Below are 17,587 nucleotides of genomic sequence, written 5' to 3' on the forward strand. Positions count from 1 at the left end.
CATGGTTTACTAGTAAAGATGTTAATTTTAGAATAGCTTTATTAAAATTAATAGATAAACCAATTAAATCTTTGGATAATGGAGATAATAAAGATAATGAAGTGCAACAAGAAGATAAAAAGGTAGAACAAAAAGATTTAAAACCTGAAAAACCTTTAGATGAGAGCGAAAAAAATGTTCCTATTGGTGCTGATGTATTTAAGGCACAAGGTGCAGGACTTAACTTTGTACATGGGGGTGCAAGTTTAGAGGAATGTATTATTCCATTATTAGAAGTAAAAGCATCTAAAGATTCTAATAAGCGTCCAAAGGTTGATTTGCAATTAATTTCAACAAACAATAAAATTACTAATTATGATGTTATGTTGACATTTTTCCAAAAAGAAAATATTTCGCAGGATGTTAAATCTCGTCAGGTATCAATTTATTTTGTTGATGATGACAATAATAAAATTTCTAGTGATGCTATTATTTTCGCTAATAAAAATTCTGATTCAGCAGAAGATAGGGAATTTAAAGAGAAATTTAGATTATTACAAAAACAATATGATAAATCTAAAAATTATTATTTAATTATAAGAGATTTAGATGATGAATTAGAGATTGAAAGAATTCCATTTACAATTGATATTGCTTTCCAGGATGGATTTGAGTTCTTTTAGGTGATTTGTTATGAGTGAATATGATTTACAGGATGATTTAAATACAAAATTAAAACATTACTTTGATGGTAAAATAGTAAGAAAAGATTTGACAAAAAGAGTCAAAGAAGGTGCTAATGTTCCAGTTTATGTTTTAGAATATCTTTTAGGAAAATATTGCTCTCAAGATGATGCTTTAATTGAACAAGGTGTTCAAACAGTTAAAAACATCCTTGCAAATAATTATGTAAGGCCAGATGAAGCTCAAAAGATATTATCCAAGTTAAAAGAATTAGGTTCTTATTCAGTCATTGATGTTGTTTCTGTTAAATTGGAATACAAATATGATACTTATTTAGCAACATTTTCTAATTTGGGTCTTAAAGATATTCCAATTAATCCTGTTTTTCCCCAAAGATATGAAAGACTTTTAGGTGGAAATTTGTGGTGTATGGTAAATTTAGAATATGATTTTGATGAAGCTGATTTTAGAGCAAACACAATTAAAATCAGAGATTTACAACCAATTCAACTTCCAAATATTGATTTGGATGATATTTTATTAAACAGAAAATATTTTACTAAAGAGGAATGGATTGATATTCTTTTAAAATCTTGTGGTATGGAACCAACACAATTTGATGAACGTGTAAAATGGTTATTAGTTTCTAGATTAATTCCTTTAGTTGAAAACAATTTTAACTTATGTGAATTAGGTCCTAGAGGAACCGGTAAATCTCACATTTATAAAGAAATATCTCCAAACTCTATTTTAGTTTCTGGTGGTCAAACCACTGTTGCAAATTTATTTTATAATATGCGTGAGAGAACAATTGGTCTTGTTGGAATGTGGGATTGTGTTGCTTTTGATGAAGTAGCAGGAATTAAATTCAAAGACCAGGATGGAATAGCTATTATGAAAGATTTCATGGCATCGGGTTCTTTTTCAAGAGGTAAAGAGGAAAAAAATGCTAATGCTTCAATGGTATTTGTTGGAAATATTAATCAGAGTGTTGAATCATTATTAAAGACCTCCAGTTTATTTGAACCATTCCCTCCGGAGATGGGAACTGATACAGCATTCTTTGATAGGATGCATTGTTATATTCCTGGCTGGGAAATACCAAAATACAGGCCAGAATTTTTCACAGATGATTTTGGATTTATCACAGATTATATCTCAGAATTTTTCCGTGAAATGAGAAAACGTTCATTTACTGACGCACATAATCAATACTTTAAATTAGGTTATGATTTAAACCAAAGAGATACAATTGCTGTAAATAGAATGGTTTCAGGACTTGTGAAATTAGTTTATCCTGATGGAAATTTTGATAAAGAAGACATTCGTGAAATATTAGAATTAGCACTTGAATCCAGAAGAAGAGTGAAAGAACAACTTAAAAAAATTGGTGGGATGGAATTTTATGATGTTAACTTTTCATACATTGATTTGGAGGAAAACAAAGAAAACTATGTTGGGGTACAAGAACAAGCAAGTAGTACTTTAATCCCTGAAGGTGATTTGAAACCTGGACATTTATATTCTGTTGGTCCATCTCAAAATGGTAAATTAGGTGTTTTCAAGTTTGAAACGGAAATGATGAATGGAACTGGTAAGTTTACACCAAATGGAATTGGTTCTAAAAAAGAGGTTACTGAATCTGTAAAGATTGCTTATCAATACTTCAAGTCAAATTCAAATTCAATCAGTGGGCAGATTTCCTATAAAGATAAAGATTATGTGATGCAGGTTAAAGATTTGCATGGCGTTGGGATGACAAATCATTTAACTTTAGCGACTTTTGTAGCATTATGTAGTGTTGCAATAAATCGCCAAGTAATTCCATCTACAGCTATATTAGGTAACTTCTCTTTGGGCGGAACTGTTGAAAAAGTTCAAAACCTTGCCGATGCACTTCAAGTTTGTCTTGATGCTGGTGCTAAAAAAGTTTTAATTCCAATGAGTTCTTATGCTGATTTTGGAATGGTTCCTCCAGAATTATTATCTAAGTTTACAATGATCCCATATAATACTCCTGAAGAAGCAGTAATGAAATCATTAGGGGTGGAATAAAATGGCAATTCCAAAATATAATGAGTTATATGATATTGTACTTAAAGAATTATCTGATTCTAATGAATATAGAACTAGAGATGTTAAATCTTCTATAACAAATAAATTAAATTTAACTGAAGAAGAAAAAAAGGAGTTACTACCAAGTAAAAGTACTACAGTAATAAATAGTAGAATTGGTTGGGCTATAACATATTTAAAAAAAGCAGAATTATTAGAATCTAAAAAAAGAGGATTTATCAATATTACTAAATTAGGACTAAAAATGTATCATGATTATCCTCACATTACTGAAGATTTATTATTAAAAAGTTCATCTTTTTTAAATTGGGTTGAAAATAGTAATGCTAAAATCATTAAAAAGTCAGTAATTAGTAATTATTCTTCAGATATGTCTACTCCTGAAGAAGCTATGGAAAATGCATATTCACGTATTAATGATGAACTTTCAGGACTAATTTTAGAAAATATTTTAAATAATGATCCAATATTTTTTGAAAAACTTGTTATTGATTTACTTTTAAAAATGGGATATGGTGAATTTAGACCTGATGCGGGTAGAACTACTTCTCCTACTAATGACGGTGGTATTGATGGTATCATTAATGAAGATAGGTTAGGTATTGATAAAATTGCTATTCAAGCTAAAAGATATGATAAATCTAATAAGGTTGGAACACCATTACTGCAAAATTTTGTAGGGGCATTAGTTGGAAAAGGATTATCTAAAGGAGTTTTCATTACCACATCATCATTTACTTCTGGTGCTATTGATTATGCAAAAAATCAATCAATTATTTTAATTGATGGTGAAAAATTAGCAGATTTAATGATTGAATATAATGTTGGAACATTTACAAGCCATACTTATGAGATTAAACGTATTGATAGTGATTATTTTAATATTGGTGATTAATCTTGTTTTTACGAACATTTGATATTTATGTGAATTTAAAACTGAACATTTTTTAATTAAAATTTTTTTTGATATTTCTAAAAGAAGCATTGAATATAAAATGGAATTGATTAAATTGATGTGATTTTAAAGAATTTTAATTAGGTGAAATTTATGGCAAACATGTGGATGGTACGAGCAGGTTCAAATTCATTTTTAATAAATGATTTTAGAGAAAATAATTTAGTAGCTATCGGTTGGAATTTAGGTGATTTGACAAATAAATCCGGTGATGAGATTTATGAGTTATTCAGAAAAAAATATAGAAATACACGCTCTGCTATGCAAGTTATCAGATTTGTTTATGATATTAAGATAGGAGATTATGTGGTTTCATATGATAGGGAAAATCGTTCATATTTATTAGGTAAAGTTACTTCTGATTATTATCATGAAGATAAAATATCAAAAGTTGATGAAGCTAATGATAATTATTGGGATATTCATGATGTTGAGTGGTTGTGTGAAATTCCAAGAGAAGCTTTTAAAAAATCAACTCAAGGCACTTTAGGTACTCAAACAACTGTTTTTCACATTAATGATAATGCTAAATATGATATTTTAAATGTTTATAATAAAGAATTTAATAATGAAATTAAACAGATTCGCACAGTGACTCTTGCTAGTGATAATTCAGATTCTAGAACTTATGATATGGCAGTTAATTTCTTATCAAATGTTTTGATTAATGAAAGAGAATGTCATTTTCATTATATACGAAAAAATATTGATTTAATAGGCAGAACTTTGGTTTTATTTAAATATGAATGGGAATTAATAGCTTGTGGAATTTTTGTAGATGAATTTTCTAAAAAAATTACTATTGCTGATGAAAATTATAATGGATATTTTGTAGTGGATAAAGATTCCATAGTTATATTTAATGAAAAAGTTGATTTAAAAACATTTAACAATTATGTTCCTGATGTTAAAAGTTTAAGCAGAGACCAAATAATTGATTTAAGTTATCTAGATAAAATTAAACAGATGATTAAAGATTTTAGTGGAGAAGATCCAATGGTTAATCAATATGACAATTCAGCTAGAATTATTAGAAATTATTTGGATGAAAATAATTTAGAAGATTTAGAACAAGAAGATTTAAAGATCGTTTTTGATAAATTTAGAAGGTTATTTGGTCCTGAAGTTTTAGAAAAATTAGAAGGTATTGATATAATTAACAAAATATTCCTGCATGATGGTGATAACACTACTTTATGTTATAATTTAGAATTTTCAAAAGAATTTATGAGGGGTGGCATTGGTGGAGGTTCAGCTTATAAATATTCACTATTTAAAGCTAACAAAAATCATCAATGGACTACTGGCTCAGCCAAAAATCAAAAAGGTCTCACAGAACAAGAAGCAATAGAAATTGGTTCTAAAATTAGAGATGCCCTTGTTAATGGTGCTCGCCACATTGAAAAAATCAGTCTAGATTCAATTGAAGAGTTTTCCAATCTTGAAGATGATTTAATTGAAATTTTCAGTGATTGTATCGTAAAACCAACTGCAAGTTGGGTTCATAAGTATTTTGTTTTGCTTTTCCCTGAAAAATTCTTAGATATTCATGCTGCTGGAATGAAAATTGATTTTCTCCATAAGTTTAGAATTACACCATTAGATGGTTATTATGCAAATGATGGTCAATTTTATATGTTAGCTAAAAAAAGTGGAGTTAAATTATATTCTTTATTAGATAGACGTATTATTGATTTATTTTTTGAAAGTGACAATCCTTGGAAACCTATTGAAGAAGGAAAACTTGTTAATTTTAAAGAAAATGTTAAAATTGAACCATTTGTTAGTGATTTAAAAAGAAATATGATATATTTTGGAGCTCCTGGAACTGGTAAATCATACAATTTAAATCAAGACAAAGAGGATTTATTAGAAAATTATGAAGATAACTACGAAAGAGTTACTTTTCATCCGGATTATTCATATGCAAACTTCGTTGGAACATTTAAACCATATCCGGACGGCAAAGATATTATCTACAAATATGTCTCAGGTCCATTCATGAGAATTCTTAAAAAAGCTTTAAAAAATCCAGATAAACCGTATCTATTAATCATCGAGGAAATTAACCGTGCCAATGTTGCAGCTGTTTTCGGTGATGTTTTCCAGCTTCTGGACAGGGATGAAAATCACCAGTCAATCTATCCGATTGACACAACAGAAGACATGAGATTATACTTAAACGAAAATAAAATCATTTTACCGCAAAACCTTTTCATCTGGGCAACCATGAACTCTGCTGATCAGGGAGTTTTCCCGATGGACACAGCATTCAAAAGAAGATGGAATTTCAAGTATTTCTCCATAAACAATGATGAAAAGTTAATCGAGGATACCTATGTCAATCTGAACAATAAAAAGATTAACTGGAACACTTTAAGAAAAGCAATAAACGATGAATTATTATCATACAAAATCAATGAGGATAAATGTATCGGGCCGTTCTTTGCATTTAATGAATATCGCGGAAAAGAAATACCAACTGATATCTTCAAAGATACATTCAAGAGTAAAATTATCATGTATTTGTTTGAAGATGCAGCCCGTTCCAAAAGAAATGACATGTTTAGTGGTGCAAAGACTAAAAATTATGTAACATACTCTGAAATTTGTGATAAGTTTGATGAAATCGGAATTGAAATCTTTGCAGATAGTATTAAAGACCAGTTCATCACAGATGACGGTGAATAAATGAAGAATGTCTACATAAAAGAGTTAAAACATTACTCCAGAAGAAAAATCCTTGAAATTCTTCAAAATGATGAAAACATCTTGGATAAGCTTTTAAAGTATGATATAGTTAAATCCATAAATGAAAGTTATCAGTTTGTCTATGTCGGTGTAATAATTATTGAGAATATTATTTTAAATATTTATCCTAAATACATTACTTCTGAAAGTAACATTAAAGATGATTTTAAGCAAGTCATTCAGGTAATTAAAAAATACAACCGATTTCATGATGATTTTCGCTACCAAAATGATGAGCTTGAAGACATTTCATACAATCGTCTGTCAATGATGCTGTTTTTTGTAGAGGATTACTTTGAAAACGGTGTTTATTCAAACATTCAAAATATCCTCCAAACCAATGGAAATGGCGAAATTAACTGGAACAGAACTGTTAATGAGAATGTAGCAATCCTAAAAGACGGCAAACCATATTACACTGATCTTCAAACCAAATATAAAATCAATGACCTCTTTGACTATTTCAGACTTTTGCATGAATATGTCATTACAGAGTGTTCAATTTATCTGGAAAAGACAGGATTACTTGAACTTTTTGACTTGACTCCTGTTGAGTTGTCTGATAAACAACAGGATGATTTTGGAGACATTGAGTTAATTTTAAAAAGACTTCAAAAAGAGCTGAATGTTGAATTTAATACTCATAAACAAAAGATATTGCAGTCAATGCATTCATATTTGTCAAATAAAAACGCCCACACCAATGAAAACTATTTGACATTATATGGAACCTCAACTTATCATGTAATCTGGGAGGCGATGTGTGCATATGTATTTGGTGATAAATTGCATAAACGCTTAAAGGATTTAACTCTACCGGTTAATTTAAATCCAAAATATTCTCCAAATAACAAATTGATTGATTTAATTAAAAAACCGAAATGGATTTATAAAAATATTCATGAACACGAAGCGGACGGTACTTTTATTCCAGATATTGTGACATTCCATGAAGATGAATTTGTCATTTTGGATGCTAAATATTACAATTTAAAATTTGACATGGGCAAATTGGATGGCCAGCCGGGTTTGGAATCAATTACAAAGCAGTACTTGTACGAACTTGCTTTTAGAGAATTTATTAAAGATCATGAGTTTAAAGGAGTTAAAAACGCATTTTTGTTTCCAAGTTATGAAAGGGAAATTGAAAATAAGGGCAATGTCAAACTGGATATTCTATCCAATAAGAAGCTGGAGGATATTCAGGTAATCATTCTTCCGGCCGGTGAAATTAATCAGTTGTATATTGACAATAAACTAGTTAAAATAGAAAAGTTAGATTTATAATAAAAACATAAATGCTGTGATAACATGATGCTGAATCCTAAAGACTACAGAAAGGAACTTGAAGCTGCCAGTTTAAAAAAGATTTTACGTGAAAGGGACAGAATTGTTGAGTTCATGCAGGACTTTGAAAACAACAGACTTCCGAAAAAGTATTACGAACGTGATCCAAGTCCCAAGGTTGTCTACATGACAAATATTGAATATCTAAAGGAAATCTGTGAATTAATAAAAATCAAAATGTATGAAGCAGACTCAAACCATAAAGCAGTTCGTTTATCTCCGTTTCTTGCAATTGAAGAGGTCATGTCCAAATTCGATGAGGATAAAAGAAAACATTTTCTTGAGGATTTAAAACTTAAGGATGAGGAGCTCTATTATAAATACATTGAATGGAAGATGATAGGGGAAGAATAATATATTTCAAAGTATCAAAATCCAAATTAAGATTAAGCGTTTACTTAAGAGTATTTGTAGACAAATTTTATAGAAAATTTCATGAAATGATGATTATGGATGAACTAAAGAGTGATTTGGATAATCTGAATGTTGAAATTGAAAATCTAAAATCTGAAATAAGGATTGCACAAATGCAAGCTGAATACAATATAAAACCATTGAATCAACAGTTGCTTAAACTTAAAGAGGATAAAAGAAATTTCGCCTCCAAAAATGATTTTGAATCAGTTCAAAACTGCAGAAGAAAGGAAAGTAATCTCAAATTCAAAATAAATGCCCAATGGAACAGGCATTCAATGCTTAAAGATGAACTTTTCAGGTTAAATAAAACGAAAACTGAACTTGAAAAGAAAATTAAGCTTGAAAATGATAAAATTAAAAGAAATGAAAAGATTTTAGCAAAAATGGATAATGTTTTAAAAAATTATAGAAAAACCCAAAATCTCAAACTGGCTTCAATTGATTCAAATATCAATCCAAATCATGTTGCGCAGTGGCTTAAATGGGGTCAAAACGATTTCAGTGAAACATATTCCTATTTTTATAAAAAAATTTCAGAAATTGATGAATACTTCAGGGATTTGGAATCACAAAAGCTTAAAAATCAAATGGACAGTGTCATCGAAGCATATAAGAAAACAGATTCACTTGAAAAATCTTCCAAATTGGTAGGTGTCAGCTATGATACCGTCAAATACTGGTATGAATGGGGATCAAGAGGATTTGGCAAGGAAAACACCTATTTTTTCAATAAAATCAATAATTATCATTGAAATTTTTATTCACATTAATTATAAATAATTTAGATATAAGATAATAATATAATTAAAATCAATCGGGTTAGTATAATGGATTTCAATGACAATCAAAAGAGGGTAATAGAGTTTGGTGAAGGCACATTGCTTGTGGAGGCAGGTCCGGGTTCCGGCAAAACCACAGTAATTGTTGCAAGAATTGAGGAATTAATTAAAAGGGGAGTTGATCCGGAGACCTTTCTGGTCATCACATTCACGACAAAGGCTGCGGACAATCTGAAAAACAAGCTGAGGCAAAGGCTTTCAGAAAGCATTGTTTCAAAAATGCAGATTTCAACAATCCATTCGTTCTGTCTGGAATATCTTAAAGGCAAAAACCTTTCCCTGAGCCTTCTTGACGGTGACACTTCAGAAAGGAAAACTCTTTTCGTTGAGAAGTTCAAAAAGGAGCTCGGTTTTGTCAATGAGGCAACTGTCTTTGATTATCATATTCCGGATATCCTTAAGAAGTTCAGCGAATACACATGCTTCAATGCAAAAACGGATGAGATGCTTGAAAAAATCAGCCAGACCAGACATATCACTCAGGATTACCTTAATTTCATTGATTCAATTGATTATTTTTCCAAAAAGCGTATTGACGATCATGACAAGCCTTTCAAAGAAATTAAAAGGAAAAATCCCGAAGAGTATGATGAGTATGATGAGTACTCAAAGTCATGGTATAATGCAAGGTATCTTCAAATCATAAGGGCATATCCGAAGTATCTAAAACTGCTTGACGAGCACAACTATGTCGACTATGACACATTGCAGCTAAAGACCCTTAAGCACCTTGAAAAAGACCCTGAAACCAGATTCTCCACAGTATTTGTCGATGAGTTTCAGGACACAGACCCTCTTCAGTTCAGGATATTTGAAAAGTTAAGGCCGAACTGCAACTATTTCATGGCCGTTGGGGATGTTGACCAGCACATTTACGCGTTCAGAAGCTCGTTCAATGACTTTTTTGACGAGCTAATAAGGCTGGACAGTCCGGATGTGCTGAGCCTTGATACAAATTACCGCTCAAGCGAAAACATCGTGGCGCTTAGTGAAGCGTTCATATCTCCCCAAAGAAAGGAAACCTCTCAAAAGCATATGAAAAGCAGCCGGTTCAAGAAGTGCAACAATCCCAATTTCCTAATTAAAAACGACGATTCAGCAAGCGAGGCTGAAAACGTCTATCAAATCATAAAGTATCTTAAGAAAAACAATAAAATCCGGACATATTCCGATGTTGCGATACTTTACAGAAAGCACAGCGACAAGACCATAGCAAATTTAAGGGCGCTTTTTGACGCTGACGATGAAATCGACTATTCGATAAGGGGTCAGTCAGACCTTGCCGATCAAAATGAGGTCAGGTCTTTGATACTTATGTTGTGGTATGTAGCTCGAAAGACTGATTTCGGTTACATTCCTTCATCCGATGAATTAAAAGAGATGAACCTTAAAGCATTTTGCGGTGAATACTTCGAACCGGTATTATGGTCACTCGAAGATTCAACCAAATCATATCTTAGTGAGCTTCAGGATTCATTCTACAATGAGGTCATAAGAATCGAGAATGATTTCAGAAAAAATGCGGGTCAGGGCAGGGTCAGCGCTGTCGGCCGGATAAAAAAGAATGAAAATCAGGACACCCTAATTGAAATATTCAAGAAGGTTCGGATGCCTGAAATAAATCTCAATGAAATCGATGATGAAGAGGACAGGTCATTTTTTGAAAGCCTTAATGAAATCCGTGAAGAGGTCAATTCACCTGAGCCTCCGACAGTGCTTGATGTGTTCTACAGGCTTTTATCCTTGGGAAATATCTTTGAGGATGTCGAGTCAAACTATAATGAGATATCAAACCTCGCATTGCTGACACAGACATTATACAATTACGAGTCATTCGTATCAAAGACAGATTTGAGAGGGGCGTTCTACTTTTTAAAGAATATGGTTTCAGAATATGAATCCCATCAGGAGGAAAAGCCTGACGGAGTTCAGATGATGACAATACATGCGGCAAAGGGCCTTGAGTTTCCGGTGACAATAATCACATCACTTGAAAACGGCAATTTCCCTATGGCTGTAAAGGACCCAAAACGCGAAAAGGATTATATCTTTCCTGCAAACACATATTACAGCCCGAACGATTGTCTGGAATACAAGAAAATACTCAAGGAGGAAAACGGAAAACTTGTTCACAAAAGTATAAGCATTGAGGAAGAAAACGAACTGGAAATCCAGGAGGAGGACAGGGTATTATATGTCGCAATGACAAGGGCTGCAGATCTCCTGATTCTTTCAGCTGTCGGAAATCCTCCAGAACAACTTGCAAGAATTGAAGAGCATCTCACAGACTTTAGCTACGATGAACTGGCGAATGTGGAGATTATTGAGCATTACGATTCATCACAAAACGAAAAGCTCAAACTGAACTACTCAAGCTTTTCCACATATAACCTCTGCCCGTTCATGTACGACCTAATTTACAATCACGGTTTCAGGCTTTCAAGCGAAGACGTGACAAATCTCGGAACGGTATTTCACGAGGTCATGGAAAAGGTCAACCTGCAGCTGATGGAAAACCGCAAACCTTCAAAAGACCAGCTGAAAGACATTACAAGAGATGTCTACTCATCAATGTTTGACATTGAAAGCACCTCTGATGAATTTGAAAAGCTCGAGAGAAACATCCTGAACTATTATGAAACATACTCAAGAGATTTGGATGTGCTTGAATCCGAACTGCCGTTTGAAATAGAAAGGGAAAATTACATTTTAAACGGTGCAATAGATTTGATTTATAGGCTTGGCGGTGATGAAATCGCAATTTTGGACTACAAGAATGCCGAACATGACGACTACAAGATAGCCCACTATGAAAAGCAGCTCTACATTTACGCCTCAGCGCTGATGGAACTTTCAGACTTTAATAAATTTACAATCAGACAGGGAATAACCCACTTTGTAAAAACAGATTACAGAAACGAGGTCGAAATTACCCATGATGCTGTTTTAAAGCAGCTTGAAAAATTGAATGAAGTTGCCCTGAAGATAACTGATGAAAAGGCATTTCCCAAAAACAGGAGCAATTTCTGTGACAGCTGCAAATTCAAAATCATATGCACAAATTCATAATCAGAGGTGATAATATGGAATGTCCAATATGCGGAAGCGAAATAGACGAGGAAGACGACCATTATTACGAATGTCCTATCTGCGGAGAGTATGATATGGCGGACGGTTATCTCAAATGTCCGGACTGTGAAAACCTGTTTTATTTAACAGGTGACATGTGGGAGTGTGAAAACTGCGGAAACGAGGAATTCCATGATTCAGTAATTCGTGAACCCGTATATGAATGCCCCTCCTGCGGTGCTGTAATGGACGGCGATTACTGTGATGAATGCGGATGGCCTGACGTGAATCTTGGATGGATTGGTGAGGAGTGCGGATAGTTATGAATCACTGGAAAGCCCTTTTTGAAGGAAAAATATTAACCCGTGGCCTTGATATTATAATTCAAATGCAGTCAGAATAGATTCATATTCACATACACATGTTGATGCCCGTGTGGCCGGAAACAATATATATGAAGTTATAATTAATTTCAAGGACTCAAAAGTTGATTCCATGTACTGCAACTGTCCTTATTACGGCAACTGCTAACATCTGGCTGCAACGCTATACTACCTTGATGAACATCCCGAACTCTTGGATGTGATTGACTATTCAAAACTAGTTTCATCTCTAAGCGAGGATGAGCTTAGGAAATTCCTCTCCCGGGAACTTCAGACCAATCATGATATGGCAAACAGATTGAGATTGTATCTTATCCCGAAAAAAATACAACAGCAAAAGATACAATAAAACACTAAAAACACTAGGCAAATGGATACAAAGAAAAAACAACCGCATAAAAGATGCATACCACAAATTAAGCCACTACATAGTAAAAAACTACGACATAATATGCATGGAAAACCTTGACATTAAAGAACTTTTCCAAGATACGGATTTAAGTTCCAGTCTACAAAGCCTATCCTGGAGAAAACTTGTAGACATGATAAAATACAAATGCGAGTGGTATGATAAAAAATTCATCCAAATAAATCGATGGTTTGCCTCAAGCAAAAATTGCAGCCAATGTGGATACTACTACAAAGACTTAGGCGACAAAAAAGAATGGACATGTCCACATTGCCAAACACACCATGACAGAGACATCAACGCCGCAAAAAACATCCAAAATGAAGGATTAAATCTTTTAATAGATGATCCATTAGTGAACCTCAGGAACTGGGTGGATAGCACGGTAATTCTACTTTCGTGGGAAAGTACGGGCCCGGAAGTAAGAATCCTCGACCTCTTACAGGTCGAGGTAGTTCAAGTTCCTTACTGTGATGTTGTGATTTCAAAAACATCAGATGCCAAAAATTACCATATAGGAGATACAGTCTTTTGGACAATTGTGCTGACTAATAAGGGACCAGATGTGGCAAAAAATGTTGTTGCAACCGATAAATTACCTGATTTATTGAAATACATTTCTCATAAATCACAAAAGGGAACTTATAATCATGATACTGGTAAATGGATTGTAGGTGATTTGAAAGTTAATGAAACAGTCAAATTAGTTATTGAAACTAAAATATTATCAAAAGGATTAATTACCAATCCGGTAAATGTTACAACATCAACTTTTGATACTAACAAAAGCAACAACTTTGCCAATGCAACCGTCAACATCACAGAAAAGAAAAAACACATTCCTCATGAAAACAAAACATGTCTTGTTCATCATAAGGAAATAAAAACTTATAAAAATGCAACAGGTAATCCTATATTGCTTTTAATCTCTGCATTGGCATTGCTTGGAACTAAAACATTAAGAAGAAGAAAATAATCTTCTTCCAATTCTTTTTTTTACCGTAAAATAAATCTTTAATACTAAATCTTACTGAATTTTAACACCAAACAATTCTTTTTTCAAGATTAATAAGTACACTCAATTTCAAATGCATGGGATAAACACAACTTATTTATCTATAAATGGAAAATATATAATTAAAAAGATGTTAGGTATTTCTATGTTGGAGTGGACTATTTGCAGCGATTGCGGCAAGATTTTGGACAGCAGTCAGGAAACTTGTCCCAATTGCAACGGAAGCGTGAACAAAATTCATATGGATTATTTGTCAAACCAGTTTGCCAGCCTCAATTTTCTGGTAAACACATTAAGCATTTTTAAAAATCTTATTCCGGAGTTTAATGGAGTTTCGCATGAAGCACTGATAACTGATGATTTATTCAAGTATTTCTCATATCTCGGTTGGGGTGACGGAAAGATAACCGACAATGAACTGGAGTTCATAAACTCCCTTCTAAACGCAAGCTACACAGCGGATGACATCTCAGCAATTACAGATTCTGAAATCGAGGAGCTTCCAAGGTCATTTCGATGCCTTCATGAGCTTGACCTCTACGGCCAGAGGTATGACATGAACCAGCTTAACTCTGCAGGAGAACTCTTTTCCTGCTACAAGCTTTTCGGAAAGTTCTTCATAACAGTCGATAACGAACTGAACGAGGAAGTATTTGGGAAATATTCCGGCTACATCAGCAGTCTGGAAAATGAACTTAAAAAATTGGATATTGATTTCAAACCAGTAAAAATAGAAACAAAACCTGAAAAGTCAGAGCCCGAAGAGTCTCACTCACTTGACGAATACCTTGAAGAGCTGAATAAGCTGATAGGTCTTGAAAAGGTTAAAAAAGATGTCAACTCCCTTATTAACCTTGTCCAGATTAGAAAGATGAGATCTGAAAGGGGAATATCTCAGCCTGCCATGAGCCTTCATTTGGTATTTTCAGGAAACCCCGGAACTGGTAAGACAACCGTTGCAAGAATCCTTTCAAAGATTTACCATGAGATAGGAATCCTGAGCAAGGGACATCTCATAGAAACCGACAGGTCAGGTCTTGTCGGAGGATATGTCGGCCAGACTGCAATAAAAACTCAGGAGGTAATCCAGTCAGCCCTTGGAGGAATACTCTTCATCGATGAGGCATATGCTCTAACATCAAGCAGCGAAAACGACTACGGCCATGAGGCTGTCGACACTCTTTTAAAGGCAATGGAAGACCATCGTGATGATTTGATTGTTATTGTTGCAGGATATCCTGAACTTATGGACAGATTTCTGCACTCAAACCCTGGTTTCGAGTCAAGGTTCAACAAGTTCATAAACTTTGAGGACTACACAGACGAGGAGCTTTACGCAATATTCGAGCTGATGTGCGGCGAGTCAAATCTTGTACTGGACGAACCGGCCAGGCAGTACCTTAAGGAATACTTCAAGAAAATGTATGATACAAGATCCAAAAACTTTGCAAACGGAAGGGCTGTGAGAAACCTTTTTGAGGAAGTTATCACTTCCCAGGCAAACAGGCTTGCAGGCCAGGAAGAAATAACTGATGATGAACTTAATACACTGACATATGAGGACTTTTTAGTTGAGGATGATTAGATGAGCACTAAAATCTGTAAAAATTGTGGTGAAACTGTACCTGAAAGCGCTAAATTCTGCCCATATTGCAAGTCAACAGAATTCAGAAACGCTCAGGAAATAGTAACTTATGCAGAACCGAACATTATTCAAAAACTGTTCTACTGGCAGTATGACGGTCAGTTCATGCTGGCAAAATCCAAAATAGCTGGAATTAGTGTGTTCCTTTTGCTGTTCCTTACAGCTTTCACAACACCTGTATTTGGCGGAATGGTACTCGTAAGTATAATTTTTGGTCTTTTAGCATTTCTCGTTCCTTATCTTATACATTACTTAAAGGGAAAACCTTCAAAAGCAAAATTGGATTATAACAATTACGGTCTGATTACTGATTTGAAGAACCTCGCGTTCTACTGGCAGAACAGCAGAACAGGTGAATATGTGCTTGCAAAAACAAAACTCATAAGTTTTGCCTTTTTCCTTCTCTTTACCGCTTTTGCAATGACCCTGCCTCATTTCACCATATTCAGTTCAATATTTGTGGGACTTGTTTTCACAGTTCCGATATTTGTTGTAGGTTTTGCAATACACAAGCTTACAAACAACAATCCTACAAATCCTCCGGGATCCAAAAAACAGGAAAAACCGAAAATCAAACCTAAAAAGGAAAAGAAGGTCTTCACAAAACCCGCTCCAGAGATAAGCAATTCTGCATTTGAAGGATATGCCAGTCAACTGGACAGTCTCAAAAAGGAATATGCAACAAAGGATGCTCATGCACGTGAACTTATAGAAAAGAAATTCCAGCCGCCTCAGATAACCTACACTAAGTTCATATCCGTGGTGGACAGCTCAAAAAGCCTCTTCAACAGTGAAGCAGACAAGGTTGAAAACATCATTTCTCTTGCAAGCGAGGAAAGTCCCAGAATCGAGGCTGAACTTAAGGAAAAGTTCAAAAATCTCAACTCAATCATCGATAAGCTTGAAGATTTAACCAACGAACTGGTACTGTCTCTGGATTCAACCAAAGAGGATGATGTTGAAGGACTTCTTGGAGATATGGAAAACCTCATAGGTTCAATAAAAGACTATGAATAAAACTTTAACAATTTAACATTGAAAAAGCATCCATGTAAATGGGGTGCTTTAATTCTTTTCATTTTTTAATAATTAAACTCATTTTCAGAAAAACACCGAAGATTTTTCATCACTGAATAGAAACTGTTAAATTGTTTTTACACCATATATTAAAAGTGGTGATATTTTGTGGATAACAAAAAATTAATAATAATCATTGCATTGGTTGCGGTCATTGCAATACTCTCCTTTTCAATATATATGAGTTTGAACAGCAGCTCCAATGTTGAATATCAGACCATCAAAATCAGTAACGCTTCAACAATACAGGTTCCCATCTCAAATGAAGCGAAATCCAATGTGGATAATCTGGGAATATTGTACTATGAAGACCCCAAGCATGACCTTCAGGTAATTGCCTTCAACAGTGAGACGGGCTCAACCCTAAGCGGTGCGGTGCAGATGGCAAGCTTAAGGGACAATCTTTTCAGCAAGGGAACACCTTCCGTTGAGGATAACGTGACAGTATATTTCATTAAGGACACTAATGAGTATGTCATATTTACCGGAAACGACACAACACATGACAACGTTCTTATAGTGTGCAAGGACAAGGATATGGCATTGACCGTATACAAAAGCATAAAATTTGTAGCTACAGCAAATGCAACTCTTGAAGAGGAGCCGGAGGTTGAAACTCCTCAGGCACCGGCAAACAACACAACAGATTCCCACACAAATCAGAACAGCATCAATAATCAGCGTCAACTGGATAAGGCATATTATCAGGGATATTCCAACGGGTATGATAATGCTGTTGATGATATGAATTACTATAATGATTATTATGGCGGAGTGGAACCTGCAACTGACAGTTCAGACAGTTCCAGTTCTTCGGCATCCAGTTATGAATCAGTAATGATTTAACATGCAATCAATATTAAAGTAGGTTTAAAACCTACTCTTTTTTTATCTAAATAGTGCAAGAATACCTTGACTTCTTTAAGTCGAGGATGAATTGC

The 17,587-nt window shown here is 33.9% G+C and carries 12 protein-coding genes and 1 pseudogene; all 13 read left to right on the forward strand.

Annotation, left to right across the window (positions count from 1 at the left end; all coding sequences use genetic code 11):
* Positions 1-662: pseudogene (locus Q0P94_RS09015) on the forward strand (hypothetical protein); the annotation flags it as partial.
* A gap of 10 nt (positions 663-672) precedes the next feature.
* A complete protein-coding gene (gene brxL / locus Q0P94_RS09020; RefSeq protein WP_295115834.1) occupies positions 673-2,718 on the forward strand; it encodes a protease Lon-related BREX system protein BrxL in 2,046 nt (681 codons plus the stop codon).
* A 1-nt stretch (position 2,719) separates the two neighbouring features.
* Positions 2,720-3,634, forward strand: a complete 915-nt coding sequence (locus Q0P94_RS09025) for a restriction endonuclease (RefSeq protein WP_295115835.1) — start codon at positions 2,720-2,722, stop codon at positions 3,632-3,634.
* Between the two features lie 153 nt (positions 3,635-3,787).
* Positions 3,788-6,385, forward strand: coding sequence for an AAA family ATPase (locus Q0P94_RS09030; RefSeq protein ID WP_295115836.1), 2,598 nt, complete (start codon positions 3,788-3,790; stop codon positions 6,383-6,385).
* Positions 6,386-7,732 carry an LlaJI family restriction endonuclease gene (locus tag Q0P94_RS09035; protein WP_295115837.1) on the forward strand — a complete coding sequence of 449 codons (1,347 nt, stop codon included), beginning with the start codon at positions 6,386-6,388 and terminating at the stop codon, positions 7,730-7,732. It abuts the gene before it with no gap.
* Between the two features lie 24 nt (positions 7,733-7,756).
* Positions 7,757-8,146 (forward strand): hypothetical protein, encoded by a 390-nt coding sequence (locus Q0P94_RS09040; RefSeq protein WP_295115838.1) that lies wholly within the window; start codon positions 7,757-7,759, stop codon positions 8,144-8,146.
* On the forward strand, positions 8,122-8,961 hold the full coding sequence (locus tag Q0P94_RS09045; protein ID WP_295115839.1) for a hypothetical protein: 840 nt from the start codon (positions 8,122-8,124) through the stop codon (positions 8,959-8,961). The genes Q0P94_RS09040 and Q0P94_RS09045 overlap by 25 nt, the downstream gene beginning before the upstream one ends.
* A 75-nt stretch (positions 8,962-9,036) precedes the next feature.
* Complete coding sequence (locus tag Q0P94_RS09060) at positions 9,037-12,117, forward strand: ATP-dependent helicase (protein ID WP_367270232.1); 3,081 nt, start codon at positions 9,037-9,039, stop codon at positions 12,115-12,117.
* A 14-nt stretch (positions 12,118-12,131) separates the two neighbouring features.
* Positions 12,132-12,437 carry a hypothetical protein gene (locus Q0P94_RS09065; RefSeq protein ID WP_295115840.1) on the forward strand — a complete coding sequence of 102 codons (306 nt, stop codon included), beginning with the start codon at positions 12,132-12,134 and terminating at the stop codon, positions 12,435-12,437.
* 371 nt (positions 12,438-12,808) lie between these two features.
* Positions 12,809-13,885 (forward strand): RNA-guided endonuclease TnpB family protein, encoded by a 1,077-nt coding sequence (locus Q0P94_RS09070; protein WP_295115846.1) that lies wholly within the window; start codon positions 12,809-12,811, stop codon positions 13,883-13,885.
* Positions 13,886-14,165: 280 nt separating this feature from the next.
* Complete coding sequence (locus tag Q0P94_RS09075; RefSeq protein WP_295115841.1) at positions 14,166-15,509, forward strand: AAA family ATPase; 1,344 nt, start codon at positions 14,166-14,168, stop codon at positions 15,507-15,509.
* Complete coding sequence (locus Q0P94_RS09080; protein ID WP_295115842.1) at positions 15,510-16,586, forward strand: zinc ribbon domain-containing protein; 1,077 nt, start codon at positions 15,510-15,512, stop codon at positions 16,584-16,586.
* A gap of 168 nt (positions 16,587-16,754) precedes the next feature.
* Positions 16,755-17,492, forward strand: a complete 738-nt coding sequence (locus Q0P94_RS09085) for a hypothetical protein (protein WP_295115843.1) — start codon at positions 16,755-16,757, stop codon at positions 17,490-17,492.
* Positions 17,493-17,587: the final 95 nt, after the last annotated feature.

It is taken from the genome of uncultured Methanobrevibacter sp., from assembly GCF_946184425.1.
GTDB lineage: Archaea > Methanobacteriota > Methanobacteria > Methanobacteriales > Methanobacteriaceae > Methanocatella.